Raw genomic sequence first — 15,734 nt, 5'->3', positions numbered from 1 at the left:
GTGGGTATGCGCCGCCCATGGCGCACCCGGGACGGATCGTGGTGGTCTCCGCGGACATCGGCGCCGGACACGACCGGGCCGCCGACGAGCTGGCGGAGCGCCTGCGCGGTCGGGGCTTCCAGGTGGACCGGTTGAACCTCCTCCACCTGCTGCCCGGGCCGGTGCACCGGGCGGTGCGGGAGACGTACCGGGGGGTGTTGCACCGGCTCCCCCAGGGCTACCACCTGCTGTTCCGGCTGACCAGCCGGTCCCGGGTGTCCGTTCGCGTCATCCGCGCGCTGCTGCGCCCGTTCCGGGCCCGGATCCGCCGCCGCATCCCGCCGGACACGAGGGCGGTGGTGACCACCTACCCGTTCGCCAACCAGCTTCTCGGCCCGCTGCGGCGCGGCGGCCGGCTCCGTGTCCCGATTCTCACCTACGTGACCGATTTCGTGGTGCACCCGACCTGGCTCGCGCCGGGCGTGGACGTCTACTGCACGATGCGGCACGCCGAGCTGCGACGGGACGCCGACGTCGACGTCGCGGTGGTGGAGCCGCTGGTCTCCCGGGCGTTCGCCGGCAGCGCCGGCCTCGACCGGCGGCGGGCCCGGGAGCGGTTCGGCCTGCCGCACGACGGCGTGCTCGCCCTCGTGGTGGCCGGGTCCTGGGGCGTCGGCGAGATGGCGGCCACGGTGGCGGAGGTCGGCGCGACCGGGGCCCGGCCGGTGGTGGTGTGCGGGCGCAACGGGTCGCTGCGCCGGCGACTGAGTGGTCCCGGCCGGCACGTGCTGGGCTGGGTGGACGACATGCCGACGCTGATGCGGGCCGTGGACGTGGTGGTGGAGAACGCCGGCGGGTTGACCTGTCAGGAGGCGCTCGCGGCCGGGGTGCCGGTGGTCACCTATCGTCCCCTGCCGGGGCACGGGCGGGCGAACGCCGACGTCCTGGCCCGGTCCGGCCTCACCCGGTGGGCGGGCACCCCGGAACAGCTCGGCCCGGTGCTTGCGGCGGTGCTCGACGCCGGCCCGCCGGCCCCGCCGCCGCACCGCGCCCCGCCGCCGGCGACCGCCGGGTCGCGCCCCGACCCCGGGCCCGAGGGCCCGGCCGGGCGGTGTGCCGGCGGTGCGTCCGGGGATCCGGCCGGGCCGCGCGCCGGCGCGATGCCGGAGGACCCGGTCGGACTGGTCGCCGAGGCCGCCCGGCGGGCCGCCCCGGCCGGTCCGGCGGACCCGGGGCGTCGGCCGCTGCTGGACCCGGTCGGCGACGCGGTGGCCGTCGTCGCCGCGCTGCTCCAGTCCACCGGCGGACTGCGGTGAGGACCGCCGCCCTGGCCGCGGCGGTGGCGCTGCCGCTGGCCCACGCGGCGCCGGCGGTCACCGCGTTGCCGGCCCTCCGGCAGCGCCTGCTGCCCGGTCTGCACGGCGTCGGGTCGCCCGACCGGGTCGCGCTGACCTTCGACGACGGCCCGGACCCGGAGTCGACGCCCCACTTCCTGGACGTGCTGGCCGCGCACCGGATCCGGGCCACGTTCTTCGTGCTCGGCGTGATGCTGCGGCGCCGACCGGACCTGGGCCGCCGGCTGGTGGCGGCCGGACACGAGGTCGCGCTGCACGGCTGGGCGCACGACAACCTGCTGCTGCGCGGGCCGGCCGGCACCGTCCGCGACCTGACCCGCGCGTACGACCTGGTGGCGGACGTGACCGGTCGGCCGCCGGCGTTCCTGCGCCCGCCGTACGGGGTGCTCACCGGCGCGGCCCTGGTCGCCGCCCGGCGACTGCGTCTGCGGCCGGTGCTGTGGAGCTGCTGGGGTCGGGACTGGACCGCGTCGGCGACCGGGGACGGCGTCCGCCGCCGCGTCCTGGCCGGGTTGCGCGGCGGCGGCACGGTCCTGCTGCACGACTCCTCCTGCGCCGCCGCGCCGGGCGCCTGGCGGGCCGGGCTCGCCGCGTTGCCCGGACTGCTCGCGGAGTGCCGCCACCGGGGGTGGCGGGTCGGCCCGCTCAGCGGCCACGGGCTCGCGGCGCGCTGACCGCAGGGGCGGGACCCTACGCCACGACACCGCCACCGGGGCGCGAATCCCGGAGCCGGTGACCCGTTCGGGTCGGCGTGGCTAGCGTGCGGGACATGAGGACCTGGGGACCGTCCGTGGCGCTGGCCGCCGCCCTGCTCCTGCCGCTGTCGGCGCCGGTGACACCCGTCGTGGCGGCGACCCGGACCGGCGGGCCGGCCCGCCGGCTGCCCGGTGGGGCGCCGCCCTGCCCGAACGTGCCGGCCCCGGCGACCCGTCCGCCGCAGGCCCCGCCGCCGCCCGACCCGGCCGCCCGGTCCGTCGGTGGCGCGGCGCTGGACACCACCGGACTCGTCGTGCCGCCCGCGGCGACCGCGACGCCGCCGCCGGTGACCGCGACCTCGTGGCTGGTCGCCGACCTGGACACCGGCGCGGTGCTCGGCGGCTGCGGCCCGCACGAGTACGGCGTCCCGGCCAGCGTGCAGAAGCTGCTGCTGGCCGCCACCGTGCTGCCCCGGCTGGACCCGGACCGGGAGGTCACCATGACCGCCGGCGACCTGGCGATCGAGCCGGGCAGCTCGGCCGTGGGGCTGGCCGAGGGCGGGCGCTACCGGATCGAGACGATCTGGCTGGGTCTGCTGCTGAAGTCGGGCAACGAGGCGGCCAACGCGCTGGCCCGGCTCGGGGGCGGCCCGGACGGGCTGGCCGGCGGCGTCCGCGCGATGAACGACGAGGCGCATCGGCTCGGCGCGCGGCAGACGCACGCGGTCACGCCGTCCGGGCTGGACGGTCCGGGGCAGTTCACCAGCGCGTACGACCTGGCGTTGATCGCCCGGGTGTGCTTCCGCGAGCCGGCCTTCCGGCGCTACACCGCCACCCGCACCGCGCAGGTGCCGGCCCAGCCGGCGCTGCACGAGAAGGCGTTCCAGATCCAGAACGACAACATGCTGCTGGACCACTATCCGGGCGCGCTGGGTGGCAAGACCGGCTTCACCGATCTGGCCCGGCACACGTACGTCGGCGCGGCCGAGCGCGGCGGGCGCCGGCTGGTGGTGACCCTGCTCGGCGCGGAGATCCCCACCCAGCGCGGCTGGCAGCAGGGCGCGGCGCTGTTGGACTGGGGATTCGGGCTGCCCCGGGACGCGGCGGTCGGCCGTCTGGTGGAGCCGGGCGAGCTGGACCGCTCGCCGACGCCCGCCACCGGGGCCGCGTCGGCGCTGGCCGGGCACGCCGGCCTGGGCGGCGGCGCGGCGCGGCCCGGCGCCGGGTCGGGCGTCGGCGTGCCGCTCACGGTGGGCGCGGTGGTGGTGGCCGGGGGAGCGGTGCTGCTGGCCCGTCGCCGTCGGCACGCCGCGGCGGTGGCGCTGTCGGCCGCGCCCGGCCTGCGGAAGCCGGAAATTCCGGAAGGCGACTGAAAAGTCCGACTGGTCAGCGGCCGGCGGGGGCGGCGGTGCTGTCCCGCACCACCAGTTCGGTGGCCAGTTCGATCCGGGGCGACTCGATCTCCTCACCCTGGGCCAGGCGCAGCACGGTGCGGGCCGCGAGGCGGCCCATCTCCACCAACGGCTGGCGCACGGTGGTCAGCGGCGGCGAGGCCCACCGCGCCTCGGGCAGGTCGTCGAAGCCGACCACGGAGACGTCGTCGGCGACCCGCAGGCCGCGGCGGCGCACCGCCTCGTAGACGCCGAAGGCCATCTGGTCGCTGGCCGCGAAGATCGCGGTGGGCGGGTCGTCGAGGTCGAGCAGGGTGCCGCCGGCCGTGTAGCCGGAGGCGTGGTAGAAGTCGCCGGGGTGGACCAGCCGGTCGTCGGCCGGCACGCCGGCGGCGGCCAGCGCGGCCCGGTAGCCGTCCAGCCGGGCCCGGCTGCACAGCAGGTGCGGCGGGCCGGCGACGAACCCGATCCGCTGGTGGCCCAGGCTCAACAGGTGCTCGGTGGCGGCCAGGCCGCCGGTCCAGTTGGTGGCGCCGATCGCCGGCACGTCCGTCCCTGCCACGCCGGCGTCCGGGTCGACCACCACCACCGGCACGTTGAGCCGGCGCAGTTGCGCGTGCACCGCCGGGCTCAGGTGCGAGGTCACCACGATCACCCCGTCGGAGGCGCGGGCCCGCAGGTTGTGCAGCCACTGCCGGGTGGAGCTGGACTCGCGGTGCACGGCCGAGACGACGATGCCCACCCCGGCGGCGTGGCCGACGTCCTCCACCCCGCGGATGATCTCCACGGCCCAGGGGCTGTCCAGGTCGTTGAAGACCAGGTCGACCAGGTCCGCCCGGCGTACCGTGCGGCTGTTGCGGCGTCGGTAGCCGTGGTGGCGCAGCAGCTCCTCGACCCGCTCCCGGGTGTCCGGCGCGACGTCGGAACGCCCGTTGAGCACCCGCGACACGGTGGGCACGGAGACACCGGCCTCCCGTGCGATCGCGGTGATGGTCACCCTGCGCTCGTCGTCCGCGCTCACCCGTGTTCCCTTCGCCGGCTGCCGGACCGACCGGAAAACCGTTCCGCCCCACGGACATCTTGCCGTACGCCGAGGGCTTGACGACAGATCGACCCGGCCCTAGCGTTCGGACAACTTGCGGAAACCTTCCGGAAACGCGTCGGCGACCGTGCCGCGACGCGCCCCCGCCGACCCGACGAGGAAGCCAGGCGTGTTCACCGACCTGACCGAGGCCGAGCTCCGCCAGCACCGCAGCGACCTGCGCGAACCCGCCGACTTCGACGCCTTCTGGGCCGAGACGCTGGCCGAGGCCCGCTCCTGCGGCGACCCGGTGACCGCGACCCCGGTGCCGACCCCGCTGGCGGCGGTGGACGTCTTCGACGTGACCTTCCCCGGGTTCGCCGGGCAGCCGGTCCGGGCCTGGCTGCGGGTGCCCCGCGGCGCGCCCACGCCGCTGCCGACCGTGGTGCAGTACGTCGGCTACGGCGGCGGACGCGGCCACCCGCTGGAGAACCTGCTCTGGTCCGCCGCCGGCTTCGCCCACCTCCAGATGGACACCCGTGGCCAGGGCTCGGGGTGGAGCCGCGGCGACACCCCGGACGTCGCGGCGGCCGGGCCGCAGGCGCCCGGCATGGCCACCCGGGGCGTGGAGGAGCCCCGCCGCTACTACTACCGGCGCTTCCTCACCGACGCGGTCCGGGCCGTCGACGCGGCCCGCGAGCTGCCGGGCGTCGACCCGACCCGGATCGCCGTGCTGGGCCACAGCCAGGGCGGGGCCGCCGCGCTGGCCGCCGCCGCGCTGGCCCCGGGGGTGCGCGCGGCGGTGGCGCACGTGCCGTTCCTCTGCGACATCCCCCGCGCCGTGGGGCTCACCGACTCGGCGCCGTTCCGCGAGATCCGGGACTACCTGGCCGTGCACCGGGACCGGGCGGAACAGGTGTTCCACACGCTCGGCTACGTCGACGGGGTCGCGTTCGCCAGGCGCGCCGACGTGCCGGCCCGCTTCTCCGTCGCGCTGATGGACGAGATCGTCCCGCCGTCGACGGTCTACGCCGCCTACCACGACTACCGGGGCGAGAAGGAGCTGACGGTCTGGCGCTTCAACGGCCACGAGGCGGGCGGCATCGACGACGACGCCGCCGCGGTCGACTTCCTCCACGCGACGCTGGTGTAAGGAGGGGCCCCTTGTTAACAGACGTCTGTTAACAAGGGGCCCCTCCTTACACCGTGGTAGACACGGCAGCGTGCGCAGACGTACGGCAATGGTCCTGGTCGTGGTGGTCACGGCCCTCGCCGCCGGCTGCCAGCGACCGGCGCCGCGCCCGACGCCGTCGGCCACCCCGACCGGCCCCCGTGCCCCGGCCGACATCGTCGACCTGGCCACCGTCGACGCGGGCGTGCGCACCGACATCCGGTACGCGGGCGCGCACAACTTCGTCGGCCGGCCGATCGACGGCTACCCCGAGCCGCTCTGCCTGCTCACCCGCCGGGCCGCGGAGGCGCTGAGCCGGGTGCAGGCCGCCGCGCTCGGCCGCGGCCACAGCCTGAAGGTGTACGACTGCTACCGCCCGCAGCGGGCCGTGAACGAGTTCGTCGCCTGGGCGAAGCGCCCGCAGGAGCAACAGATGAAGGCGGAGTTCTACCCCGACGTGCCGAAGGACCGGCTCTTCGCCGACGGCTACCTGGGCGCGCCCACCGCGCACAGCCGGGGCAGCACGCTCGACCTGACCCTGGTCCCGGTGCCCACCCCCGCGCAGCCCGGCTACGCGCCGGGCCAGCCGCTGCTGCCCTGCACCGCGCCCGCCGGCCGGCGCTTCGCCGACGACTCGGTCGACATGGGCACCGGGTTCGACTGCTTCGACCCGCGCGCCCACACCGCCGCCCCCGGGCTCACCGACACCGCCCGCCGGAACCGGGCCCTGCTGAAGGAGCTGATGACGGCGCAGGGCTTCGAGAACTACCCGCGCGAGTGGTGGCACTACCGGTACGTGGACGAGCCGTACCCGGACACCTGGTTCGACTTCCCGGTAGCCCGCTCCTCGCTGCGGTAACCCGGTTGCCTCATGATCCACGACGGTTAGGCTCCGGGGGACCGACCCGCCCCGGAAGGACCTCCCGTGACCATCGAACGGATCGGCCCGCCGCTGCGGGCCGGCGAGCGGGAGACGCTGCGCGCGTTCCTCGACTTCCACCGCGCCACGCTGGCCCGCAAGTGCGAGGGGCTGACCGACGAGCAGCTGCGCCGGCAGTCCTCGCCGCCGTCCACGCTGTCCCTGCTCGGCCTGGTCCGGCACATGGCCGAGGTGGAACGCACCTGGTTCCGCCGCGTCATCGCGGCCGAGGACATCCCGCTGGTCTGGTCGGACACCGGTGACTTCCAGGCCGCGTACGACGCGCGCGACGCCGACCGCGCGGAGGCGTTCGAGGCGTGGCAGCGGGAGGTCGCGCACGCCCGGCGGATCGAGCTCGCGGCCGAGTCGCTCGACGTGACCGGCCACCAGGCCCGTTGGGGCGAGGACGTCTCGCTGCGCCTGGTGATGCTGCACATGATCCACGAGTACGCCCGGCACAACGGTCACGCCGACCTGCTCCGCGAAGCCGTCGACGGCACCGTCGGCGTGTAAGGCCGGGCCCCCTGTTAACGCCTCCGGTAGAGGCGGGGCCCCCTGTTGACACCACGATCACGGCGCGCGGGACCGAGGTCCCGCCCACCGGGCCCTCCGGCCCTGCCGTCCGCCCACCCCGGGGAGAAGCGTGGGTGGTGACAACGGCGTGAGGAGGAGCCATGAAGGCACTCGTGTACGGCGGTCCGGGCGAGAAGTCCTGGTCCGAGCACCCGGATCCCACCATCGTCGACCCGCGCGACGCGATCGTCCGGGTCGACGCGGTCACCATCTGCGGCACCGACCTGCACATCCTCGGCGGCGACGTGCCGGAGGTCCAGCCGGGCCGGGTGCTCGGCCACGAGGCGGTCGGCACGGTCGTCGCGGTCGGTGACGGCGTCGCCACCCTCACCCCGGGCGACCGGGTCCTCGCCTCCTGCATCTCCGCCTGCGGCGTCTGCCGCTACTGCCGCGACGGCGTCTACGGGCAGTGCCTCGGCGGCGGCGGATGGATCCTCGGGCACACCGTCGACGGCGTGCAGGCCGAGTACGCCCGCATCCCGTTCGCCGACCTGTCCACCTACCGCCTGCCGGAGAGCGTCCCGGACGAGGCGGCCGTGCTGCTGGCCGACATCCTGCCCACCTCGTACGAGGTAGGTGTGCTCAACGGCGGCGTGCGGCCCGGCGACACCGTGGTGGTGGTCGGCGCCGGCCCGATCGGCCTGGCCGCGATCCAGACCGCCCGGTTGTTCTCGCCGACCCACGTGATCGCCGTCGACAAGGCGCGGAGCCGGCTGGACGCGGCCAAGCGGTTCGGCGCGGACCTGACCGTGCTCGCCGACGACGACCCGCTGGCGGCGGTCCACTCGGTCACCGCCGGGCTGGGCGCGGACGTGGCCATCGAGGCGGTCGGCGTGCCGGCCAGCTTCGAGCTGTGCACCGAGCTGGTCCGCCCCGGCGGCCGGGTCGCCAACGTCGGCGTGCACGGCGCCCCGGCCACGCTGCACCTGGAGCGGCTCTGGATCCGCGACGTCACCATCACCACCGGCCTGGTCGACACCCGGACCACGCCCAAGCTGCTGGACATGCTGGTCGCCGGGCAGCTCGACACCGCGCACATGGTGACCCACCGGTACGCGTTGGATCGGATCATCGAGGCGTACGACGTGTTCGCCCGCCCGGCCGAGACCGGCGCGCTCAAGGTGGTGCTCACCCGCTGAGGGGTGTTAAGCGGGGCCCCCTCCTCTACCGGAGGCGTTAATAGGGGGCCCCGCCTTTCCGCGCAGCGGGAGCCAGGTGAGGACGGTGGCGATCTGGGCGTCCCAGTAGGGCCAGTCGTGGTCGCCTGGGGTGAAGTGGACGGTGAGTGGCAGGCCGCGCCGCTGGGCGGTGTCGACGAAACGGACGTTGTCCTCGTACAGGAAGTCCTCGGTGCCGCAGGCGACGTAGAGCGCGGGCAGGTCGTCGCCGGCGCGCTCCAGCAGCGCCACCGTGTCGTCGCCGTCCGGCGCCGGGCCGTCGCCCCAGACGGTGTGCCACACCGCCGGGTCGAGTGGGCTGGTCGGGTGGTTCCGCCGGTGCACCACGTCGAGCGCGCCGGAGAGGCTGGCCGCCGCCGCGAACCGGTCCGGGTGGCGCAGCGCCCACTTCACCGCGCCGTAGCCGCCCATCGACAGGCCGGCCACGAACGTGTCCTCCCGGCGGGTGGAGAGCCGGAAGAACGACCGGCACACCTCGGGCAGTTCCTCGCTGAGGAACGACCAGTACCGGTTGCCGTGTGCCTCGTCGCAGTAGAAGCTGCGCTGCGCCTGCGGCATCACCACGGCCAGCCCCAGCGGGGCGGCGTACCGTTCGATCGACGACCGCCGGGTCCACGCCGTGTCGTCGTCGCTCAGGCCGTGCAGCAGGTACAGCACCGGCGGATCTCCGTCGCCGGCCGCGCCGGCCATGCCGATCCCGGCCGCGCCCCGGTCGGGCAGCAGCACCGTCATCGAGGTGCCCATGCCGAGCGTCTCGGAGAAGAAGTCACACCGTATCCGCGCCATGAGCCGGCAGCGTACCGGTGGCCCGATGGGGGCGGATTGACCGTTCCTATTGCCGCGGGCCCTTCGCGCGGGACAGGATGGGCATGCGTGCCGGAAACGTGTTCGTAACCTGCGCGTTGCTGGTCTCTGTCACGAGGAAGTGGGAGTCAGTCATGAGCGACGTCTCGGCGGCACTGGGTGTGCGCCTCTACCCGGATCTGGTCGAGCCCGGCGGTCTGGCTCCCGCGCTCGCACAGACCGCGACCGCCCACCAGCTCGACGTCGGGCGGGTCAGCGCTCCCGAGCAGGGCCGCAGCCGGTTCACCTGCGCCGAGCTGACCTCCGACCGGGGCGTGGTCTGCGTCAGCCTCGGCGCCCAGGCCCGCTACTTCATGATCGACCTGCGGGTCGACGGCGAGGTGCAGGCCCGGGGGGACGCCACCGACCTGCTCCAGGTCGCCCAGGTGGCCGACGCCTGGCGGTCCGGCACCACGCTCACCGAACTCACCGCCCGTTTCCCCTTCATGGAGGAGATGAAGCGCCACCCGGTGGTCCAGGCCGGCTGAGGGCCGGCGGCCCGGTCCGCGTCAGCGGGTGAGGCCGACCGCCGTCGCCAGGTGCGCCACGCCGGCCGGCGCGGGTCCGCCGCGTGCCACCTCGGCGAGCACGGTACGCGCCACCGGCCGCATCCGGACCTCGGCCGGCGCGAGCCGGTCGGCCTCGGTCAGGGCCCGGCCCGCCCGCAGCAGGTCACCGATCTGGAGGTACGCCCGCGCGGCGTCGACCAGGTGCGCGGCGCGGTGCTCGACGGGCAACCACCGCCAGCCCTCCGACCGGATCGCCGTCTCGTGCCGGGTGACCGCCTCGGCGCCGTCGCCGAGTTCGACAGCCACCGCCACGTGTGCCACCTGCACGGCAGCCGGCCCGAATCCGTCGAGGTGGGGGTCGTGCCGGTCGTCGGCCCGCCCGGCGATCCCGGCGGCCACCCCCAGCCACTCCGCCGCGCTGCGCGCGTCGCCGCAGGACGCCGCCGCGAGCGCCGCCTCGACCCACAGTGTCCCGGCCAGGGCCGCTCCGACGGGCGATGCGTCGCGCGCCGCCGGGTCACCGATCCGGTTCGCGGCGGTGATCGTCACCGTCGTCGCCAGCCGCCCCCGCCCCGTGGCACGCAGCGCCTGCCCGAGCGGCACCGCCGCGACCGCCGTCCATCTCGGATGACCGGCGGCCACCGTCACCGCCCGGTCGGCCGCCAGCCACGCCAGGTCCGGCTCGCCGAGTTTCACCAGCACCGACGCCGTGATCCGGTACGCCCGCACCAGCAGCCCGCAGGCGCCGTCCCCGTCCCCGGCGTACGTGTCTCGGGCCGCGTCGAGCAGTTCCGGCACCAGGCGCAGCACCTGCGGATATCGCGCGTGCCGGTACGCCGACCACGCATGATCCACCCGCCGGCCCAGCTCGTCCGTGGACGTCGAATCCCGGTGGCCGGACCCGATCGGGAACAGGTCGTAGCGGGCCAGCGCCGCGCCTACCCCGTCCACCCCCTCGTCGCCGTGGGCCGGCGGCGGATTCTCCCGGCCGAGCAGCGTCGCCGGTTCCACCCGCAGCACCCGGGCGACATCCTGGATGACGGAGAAGCGGTCCAGCGCGCGTACGCCGCGTTCGACCTTGTCGACCCAGCTCTTCGACTTGCCCACCCGGTCGGCCAGCATCTGCTGGGTCATCCGACGCCGGACCCGCCACTGCGCGACGCGGCGGCCGACCGGCACGTCACCGCCGGTCATGCCGCCGGTCCGGTACCGCCCGGGTCGTCTCCTCGACCGGTATCCGCTCCGCCTCGGCCTGCGCGAGGAGCCGCTGCCGCGCCGCCTCCCGCTCGGCGGCCTTAATCTGCTCGCCCCGATCAACAGCCGGCCTGTCGCCATGTTTCGGCATCGCCACCTCCATCGGCGGAGACGCGTCGACGCGCCTCACCACCACAGGCTGAGGTGACTCAGGGTGATCAGAAAGGTGCAGATGGTGCGATCCGAAGATCGTGAGTCATCGACTCGGACGCGTTGTACCAGTCACCGCGCACCGCCCATCAGCTCGGCCAGTGCGGCCAGCTCGTCCGTCATCGCCCGGCGGCGTCCGGTGGCGATGGTGTCCACGATGTCCCGCGCGTACCGCTGCTGCCGCAGCCAGGTCGGCGCCGTGTCGCGCAACTGCGTCAACACCGCTGTCGCTTTCCCGTAACGCCGCAGATCCGCGTACGCCCACGCCAGGTCCAGCCGATGCCGGCGCCACGCCGACCTGCTGATGGTGGGTGCCGGCGGCACCGACGCGGACAGCTCCAGCACCCGTCCCGCCTCACCGGCCACCGCCGCCGCTTCCGCCCGCTGCATCTGCACCTTGGCGCTGTCGAAGCCACCCACCAGCATCAACTGGTCCGCCGCCGGTATCCGCTCACCGATCCGGACCGCGGCGGCAGCGGCGACGCCGATCAGGTCGGCCACCTCGTCCGGCCGGTTGTCCCGGGCTCGCGCGGCGGCGGCGCCCAGCAGCAACCATCCCCACGCGGCCAGGTCGGCGGGCGTCGCCCGGGACAACCGTGGCTCCACCTCGTCGGCGGTGACCACCGCCAGTTCGGCCGCCTCGCTGATCCGGCCCTGACGCATCAGCAGCCAGCACATCGTCCGGATGACGGTCGCCGCCACCACCTGGTCCCCGGAGCGCTGCGCGGCGTCGAGGGCACCCGAGAGCGCGGTCTGCGCCAGGTCGTCGGCGCGAAGCTGGATCAGCAGACCGCCGGCCAGGTGATAGGTGCGGGCGAGCAGGTCGTACGCCTCGGCCTGCCGCTCGTCGCCGGCCAGACCGACCGCCGCGCGCACGTCGACCAGCAACGGCGGCACCACCCGCAACGCCACCGCGTAGTCACCGGCGTTGTAGACCCGATCGGCGGCGTGCAGGTTTCCGCGCAGCGTGCGGAGGCCGGGTGGCTCGCTCCGCGGCGCCACGAACGGCGCGCCGTCGATCCCTCGCAGCGGGGTGATGACCCGGCGGATCTCCGCCAGCGACAACGGCCGGTGCTCCGCCTCGCCGCGCGCGGCGGCCTGCGACGCGTCGCCGAGCAGCCCGGACGTCGACACCCCCAGGGCGCGCGCGAGCGCATGCAGCGTGTCGAGGCGAGCCGTGCCCCGGCTGCCCTGTTCCAGCTTCCGGATCACCTCGACGCTGATCCCGGACCGCTCGGCCAGTTGTTCCTGCGTCAGCCGCGACTCACGACGAAGCCCGGCGAGACGCTCCCCGACGGTGGGTTCAGTCATGCCATCTCCCGCTGCCGCAACGACCGACCGCCCATCGACGTGCAGGTGGATGAGCTGCCACTTCGGAAGGTACACCGGGCCGAGCTGTGCGTGACGACCCGCGGGTGAGATCGACTCCGGTACGCCGAAGTGGTGGCATCACGCGATTGGCCATGCCGCCACTTCGGCGAAGTGGTGTCGATCAACGCCCCTCGTGAATATCGCGTTGCCGGCGACATGCCGCGGTCGTACCGTGAACGGGCAACGTCAACCGGTTCCAGTCCTCAGGAGCACACCGTGTCGCAGCAGAATCGCACCCGAGCCGAGCGGCCCGTGCCGCGCGCCGGTGCCCTGCTGCCCGAACCGGGTCGCGGTGGCCGCCGGGAACAGCGGTGGCAACCGGGGTGGTGGCGCGTCTAGCGCCGACGCGACGATCCGCGCGAACCGCCCGCCCCAGACCGGAGCCGGGCGGTTCTCCGTGTCCGGGGCGTTGTCCCGGGACGTCCGTCCCGACACGGGCCGTTGGAGCAAATGGGCAGCTCACCCGGTTCTCACCCGGGAGGCTACGGGTTCGAGTCCCGTACGGCCTACATCCCACGAGCAAGGAGACGATCATGGGTTTCACCCCGCTGGCCGGTACCCGGGCGCCGGTCCGGGTCTGGACCGACCCGTACGCGATCGAGGCGCAGGCGGCCCGGCAGCTGCGCAACATCGGCGCGCTGCCCTGGGTGCAGGGCGTCGCGGTGATGCCGGACGTGCACTTCGGCAAGGGCGCGACGGTCGGCTCGGTCATCGCCATGCGGCAGGCCGTCTCGCCGGCCGCGGTCGGCGTGGACATCGGCTGCGGCATGTCCGCGGTGCGCACCTCGCTCACCGCCGCCGACCTGCCCGACGACCTCGGGCCGCTGCGGTCGGCGATCGAGGCGGCGATCCCGGTCGGGTTCGCGATGCGCGACGACGCGGTCGACCCGCGTCGGGTCCGGGGTCTGGAGCAGGCCGGCTGGGTCGACTTCTGGCGTCGGTTCGGCACGCTCGACCGGAAGGTGGCGCAGCTCGAGACGCGGGCGCAGCGGCAGCTCGGCACGCTCGGCGGCGGCAACCACTTCATCGAGGTCTGCCTGGAGCAGGGCGGCCCGGACGACGGTCGGGTCTGGCTGATGCTGCACTCCGGTTCCCGCAACATCGGCAAGGAGTTGGCCGAGCGGCACATGGCGGTCGCGCGCGGGCTGCCGCACAACACCGACCTGCCCGACCGTGACCTGGCGGTGTTCCTGTCCGGCACGCCGGAGATGGACGCCTACCGCCGGGACCTGTGGTGGGCGCAGGAGTACGCGCGGCGCAACCGGGCGGTCATGCTGGCGCTGCTCTGCCAGGTGGTCCGGGACGCGTTCCCGCGGGTCGGCTACGACGAGCCGATCTCCTGCCACCACAACTACGTGGCGGAGGAGCGGTACGACGGGGTGGAGGTGCTGGTGACGCGGAAGGGGGCGATCCGGGCCGGCGACGGCGACCTGGGCATCATCCCCGGCTCGATGGGCACCGGCTCGTACGTCGTGCGGGGCAAGGGCAACCTCGACGCGTACTGCTCGGCGTCGCACGGCGCGGGGCGGCGGATGTCGCGGGGGCAGGCGAAGCGGACGTTCAGCACGGCCGACCTGGCCGCGCAGACCGCCGGCGTGGAGTGCCGCAAGGACGCCGGGGTGGTCGACGAGATCCCCGGCGCCTACAAGGACATCACCGAGGTGATGGCCCAGCAGGAGGACCTGGTCGAGGTGGTCGCCCACCTCAAGCAGGTCGTCTGCGTGAAGGGTTGACCGGCGGGGCCGGCGTCGAGGGGGCGCCGGCCCTACCGGGTACGCCGGGCGACGCGCACGGCGACGGCGACCGCGCCGATGACGAGCAGCGCGGACAGGATCTGGAGGCCGGGGGAGTCGTCGACTTCCCCGTACCCGAAGCCGGCGACGCCGAGCGCGACGGCGAGGACGGCCAGGGCGGTGAGCGCGTATCTCATGCCTCCTCCCCGTCGGCGACCCATTCGAGCAGGTCGCCGGGTTGGCAGTCGAGGACCCGGCACATGGCCTCCAGGGTGCTGAAGCGGACGGCCTTGGCGCGGCCGTTCTTGAGCACCGCGACGTTGGCCGGGGTGAGCCCGACCCGCTCGGCGAACTCGCCGACGCTCATCTTGCGTTTGGCCAGCTCGACGTCGATGCGGACGACGATGGGCATCAGATCACCGCTTCCATGTCGGTGCGCAGCGTGGTGGCCTGCCGCAGCAGCGCGCGCATCACCACCATCAGCAGCCCGAGCACGCTGACGCCGGTGGTGAGCAGGAACAGCAGCAGCGGCAGCCCGGGGTCGTTCGCGTGGAACCCGACGTAGAGGAAGACAGCGACCAGGCTCGCCCAGGCGGCGGCGACGGCCCAGACGATCCCGTCGACCCAGGCCAGGGACGCCTCGGTGAAGATGCGGTCGGTGCGGACCAGGGTGAGCAGCTGCCAGGTGCACACGATCACCACCTGCACGCAGAGCACCCAGAACACGGTCACGGCGGTGGCCGGCCATCTCAGGTACGCCATCTCCGGATCCTCCCGGGCCATGTGCGCGAACTGGCCCGGCAGCGACATGGTCTGGAACAGCAGCAGAATGCCGAACAGCAGGACGAGGAAGGCACGCAGTGCGGTCACCGCACGCTCGGTAGTCACCATGCATCGACTATCGCTCGGAAGCTATCGAAAGTCAATCGGTTCGGGTCAGCCGTGCACCGGATGCTCGGCCTGGAAGGCGAGCCGATGGTCCGCGCCGGCGGCCAGGTCGGCGAGCACGTCGTCGAGGTCCAGGAACGTCTGCCAGGGCGCCTGCCCGGTGATGTCGGCGAGCCGGTCCACCACGAGCTGCTCCAGGTCGGTGACCCGGCGGCCCTTCCACACCTTGTCGGCGAGGCTGACCAGCAGATCCTCCAACTGCACGCCGGGGGAGTGCCAGGCGGCGTGGGTGACCGCGAAGCGGGCCCGCTCCTCGGGCACGCCGAAGCGCAGCAGCAACTGGTAGCCCGCCTCCTCGTGCGCGGAGCCGGGACCGGTCAGCTCGGCCGGGTGCTCGACCTTGCCGAGGTCGTGCACCGCGGCGCCGAACAGCACCGCCTGCCGGTCGAACGGCACCGCGGCGAAACGCTCGGCGAACGCGGCGGTGAGGTGCCAGGCGACGTCGTGCACCAGCCGCAGGTGCGCGCCGAGCCGGGGCGGCGCGGACAGGGCGGCCAGCAGTTCGACCGCCACCCCCGGCAGCGGGAGCAGCGGCGGGTCACCCGGTTCGGTCAGGGCGCGGCGCAACGCGTCGGAGGTCACCGGGGCGAGGGTACCGGGCGTCGACGCCGCTCACCCCGTGTCCTGGCCGAGTGGCCGACGGT

Annotated in this window: 18 protein-coding genes and 1 tRNA gene; 10 read left to right on the top strand and 9 right to left on the bottom strand. The window is 74.5% G+C overall.

Going from position 1 to position 15,734, the window contains the following annotated elements:
- Positions 1-17 precede the first annotated feature (17 nt).
- The 3 genes from OG767_RS18080 to OG767_RS18070 all read left to right on the top strand — a co-directional run bounded on the left by OG767_RS18080 (position 18) and on the right by OG767_RS18070 (position 3,402).
- Positions 18-1,295, top strand: a complete 1,278-nt coding sequence (locus OG767_RS18080; RefSeq protein ID WP_405089630.1) for an MGDG synthase family glycosyltransferase — start codon at positions 18-20, stop codon at positions 1,293-1,295.
- On the top strand, positions 1,292-2,008 hold the full coding sequence (locus tag OG767_RS18075) for a polysaccharide deacetylase family protein (RefSeq protein WP_405089629.1): 717 nt from the start codon (positions 1,292-1,294) through the stop codon (positions 2,006-2,008). Before OG767_RS18080 ends, OG767_RS18075 begins: the two co-directional genes overlap by 4 nt.
- Positions 2,009-2,103: 95 nt before the next feature.
- Entirely contained in the window at positions 2,104-3,402 is a 1,299-nt protein-coding gene (locus OG767_RS18070) for a D-alanyl-D-alanine carboxypeptidase family protein (protein ID WP_405089628.1), read from the top strand.
- Positions 3,403-3,415: 13 nt separating this feature from the next.
- Here OG767_RS18070 and OG767_RS18065 read toward each other — a convergent pair whose 3' ends face one another.
- Positions 3,416-4,441 (bottom strand): LacI family DNA-binding transcriptional regulator, encoded by a 1,026-nt coding sequence (locus OG767_RS18065; protein WP_405089627.1) that lies wholly within the window; start codon positions 4,439-4,441, stop codon positions 3,416-3,418.
- 190 nt (positions 4,442-4,631) lie between these two features.
- Here OG767_RS18065 and OG767_RS18060 point away from each other — a divergent pair, with 190 nt between their 5' ends.
- From OG767_RS18060 to OG767_RS18045, 4 genes are all read left to right on the top strand, one after another.
- The gene (locus OG767_RS18060) at positions 4,632-5,594 is read left to right on the top strand and encodes an acetylxylan esterase (RefSeq protein WP_405089626.1); all 963 of its coding nucleotides are present in this window, start codon (positions 4,632-4,634) and stop codon (positions 5,592-5,594) included.
- 88 nt (positions 5,595-5,682) lie between these two features.
- On the top strand, positions 5,683-6,471 hold the full coding sequence (locus OG767_RS18055; RefSeq protein WP_405094242.1) for a M15 family metallopeptidase: 789 nt from the start codon (positions 5,683-5,685) through the stop codon (positions 6,469-6,471).
- A 66-nt stretch (positions 6,472-6,537) separates the two neighbouring features.
- Entirely contained in the window at positions 6,538-7,044 is a 507-nt protein-coding gene (locus tag OG767_RS18050) for a DinB family protein (RefSeq protein ID WP_405089625.1), read from the top strand.
- Between the two features lie 161 nt (positions 7,045-7,205).
- Positions 7,206-8,243, top strand: a complete 1,038-nt coding sequence (locus OG767_RS18045) for a zinc-dependent alcohol dehydrogenase family protein (protein WP_405089624.1) — start codon at positions 7,206-7,208, stop codon at positions 8,241-8,243.
- Between the two features lie 6 nt (positions 8,244-8,249).
- On the opposite strand, the gene OG767_RS18040 is transcribed toward OG767_RS18045, so the two are convergent.
- On the bottom strand, positions 8,250-9,068 hold the full coding sequence (locus OG767_RS18040) for an alpha/beta hydrolase (protein WP_405089623.1): 819 nt from the start codon (positions 9,066-9,068) through the stop codon (positions 8,250-8,252).
- 152 nt (positions 9,069-9,220) lie between these two features.
- On the opposite strand from OG767_RS18040, the gene OG767_RS18035 reads away from it, so the two are divergent.
- Positions 9,221-9,613: a hypothetical protein gene (locus OG767_RS18035; protein ID WP_405089622.1), complete on the top strand. Its 393-nt coding sequence runs from the start codon at positions 9,221-9,223 to the stop codon at positions 9,611-9,613.
- A gap of 21 nt (positions 9,614-9,634) precedes the next feature.
- On the opposite strand, the gene OG767_RS18030 is transcribed toward OG767_RS18035, so the two are convergent.
- The 3 genes from OG767_RS18030 to OG767_RS18020 form a co-directional block, all read right to left on the bottom strand.
- On the bottom strand, positions 9,635-10,828 hold the full coding sequence (locus OG767_RS18030) for a helix-turn-helix domain-containing protein (protein ID WP_405089621.1): 1,194 nt from the start codon (positions 10,826-10,828) through the stop codon (positions 9,635-9,637).
- Positions 10,815-11,018 carry a hypothetical protein gene (locus tag OG767_RS18025; RefSeq protein ID WP_405089620.1) on the bottom strand — a complete coding sequence of 68 codons (204 nt, stop codon included), beginning with the start codon at positions 11,016-11,018 and terminating at the stop codon, positions 10,815-10,817. The genes OG767_RS18030 and OG767_RS18025 overlap by 14 nt, the downstream gene beginning before the upstream one ends.
- A 92-nt stretch (positions 11,019-11,110) precedes the next feature.
- On the bottom strand, positions 11,111-12,349 hold the full coding sequence (locus tag OG767_RS18020) for a helix-turn-helix domain-containing protein (RefSeq protein WP_405089619.1): 1,239 nt from the start codon (positions 12,347-12,349) through the stop codon (positions 11,111-11,113).
- A gap of 495 nt (positions 12,350-12,844) precedes the next feature.
- Between OG767_RS18020 and OG767_RS18015 the strand changes: the two genes are divergently transcribed.
- Both OG767_RS18015 and OG767_RS18010 read left to right on the top strand, forming a co-directional pair.
- Positions 12,845-12,918, top strand: a tRNA-Glu gene (locus OG767_RS18015).
- A 24-nt stretch (positions 12,919-12,942) separates the two neighbouring features.
- Positions 12,943-14,142 (top strand): RtcB family protein, encoded by a 1,200-nt coding sequence (locus tag OG767_RS18010; protein ID WP_405089618.1) that lies wholly within the window; start codon positions 12,943-12,945, stop codon positions 14,140-14,142.
- A 32-nt stretch (positions 14,143-14,174) separates the two neighbouring features.
- Here the strand turns inward: OG767_RS18010 and OG767_RS18005 are convergent, their stop codons facing one another.
- Genes OG767_RS18005 through OG767_RS17990 form a run of 4 tightly spaced genes read right to left on the bottom strand, consistent with a single transcriptional unit; the run spans position 14,175 to position 15,672 of the window.
- A complete protein-coding gene (locus OG767_RS18005) occupies positions 14,175-14,339 on the bottom strand; it encodes a hypothetical protein (RefSeq protein ID WP_405089617.1) in 165 nt (54 codons plus the stop codon).
- Positions 14,336-14,554, bottom strand: a complete 219-nt coding sequence (locus OG767_RS18000; RefSeq protein ID WP_107158121.1) for a helix-turn-helix transcriptional regulator — start codon at positions 14,552-14,554, stop codon at positions 14,336-14,338. The genes OG767_RS18005 and OG767_RS18000 overlap by 4 nt, the downstream gene beginning before the upstream one ends.
- Positions 14,554-15,033 (bottom strand): DUF2975 domain-containing protein, encoded by a 480-nt coding sequence (locus OG767_RS17995; RefSeq protein ID WP_405089616.1) that lies wholly within the window; start codon positions 15,031-15,033, stop codon positions 14,554-14,556. Before OG767_RS17995 ends, OG767_RS18000 begins: the two co-directional genes overlap by 1 nt.
- A gap of 45 nt (positions 15,034-15,078) precedes the next feature.
- Positions 15,079-15,672: an HD domain-containing protein gene (locus OG767_RS17990; protein WP_405089615.1), complete on the bottom strand. Its 594-nt coding sequence runs from the start codon at positions 15,670-15,672 to the stop codon at positions 15,079-15,081.
- Positions 15,673-15,734 lie beyond the last annotated feature (62 nt).

Origin of the sequence: Micromonospora sp. NBC_01392, assembly GCF_045040125.1 — a bacterium.
Lineage (GTDB): Bacteria > Actinomycetota > Actinomycetes > Mycobacteriales > Micromonosporaceae > Micromonospora.
This window is presented reverse-complemented; position numbering and strand designations above follow the sequence as displayed.

Excerpts from the sequence above, each read along its gene's own strand:
- OG767_RS18000 (WP_107158121.1), bottom strand. The coding sequence starts at position 14,554 with ATGCCCATCGTCGTCCGCATCGACGTCGAGCTGGCCAAACGCAAGATG.
- OG767_RS18010 (WP_405089618.1), top strand. The coding sequence starts at position 12,943 with ATGGGTTTCACCCCGCTGGCCGGTACCCGGGCGCCGGTCCGGGTCTGG.
- OG767_RS18005 (WP_405089617.1), bottom strand. The coding sequence starts at position 14,339 with ATGAGATACGCGCTCACCGCCCTGGCCGTCCTCGCCGTCGCGCTCGGC.
- OG767_RS18020 (WP_405089619.1), bottom strand. The coding sequence starts at position 12,349 with ATGACTGAACCCACCGTCGGGGAGCGTCTCGCCGGGCTTCGTCGTGAG.
- OG767_RS17995 (WP_405089616.1), bottom strand. The coding sequence starts at position 15,033 with ATGGTGACTACCGAGCGTGCGGTGACCGCACTGCGTGCCTTCCTCGTC.
- OG767_RS18055 (WP_405094242.1), top strand. The coding sequence starts at position 5,683 with ATGGTCCTGGTCGTGGTGGTCACGGCCCTCGCCGCCGGCTGCCAGCGA.
- OG767_RS18040 (WP_405089623.1), bottom strand. The coding sequence starts at position 9,068 with ATGGCGCGGATACGGTGTGACTTCTTCTCCGAGACGCTCGGCATGGGC.
- OG767_RS18070 (WP_405089628.1), top strand. The coding sequence starts at position 2,104 with ATGAGGACCTGGGGACCGTCCGTGGCGCTGGCCGCCGCCCTGCTCCTG.
- OG767_RS18045 (WP_405089624.1), top strand. The coding sequence starts at position 7,206 with ATGAAGGCACTCGTGTACGGCGGTCCGGGCGAGAAGTCCTGGTCCGAG.
- OG767_RS18080 (WP_405089630.1), top strand. The coding sequence starts at position 18 with ATGGCGCACCCGGGACGGATCGTGGTGGTCTCCGCGGACATCGGCGCC.
- OG767_RS18035 (WP_405089622.1), top strand. The coding sequence starts at position 9,221 with ATGAGCGACGTCTCGGCGGCACTGGGTGTGCGCCTCTACCCGGATCTG.
- OG767_RS18030 (WP_405089621.1), bottom strand. The coding sequence starts at position 10,828 with ATGACCGGCGGTGACGTGCCGGTCGGCCGCCGCGTCGCGCAGTGGCGG.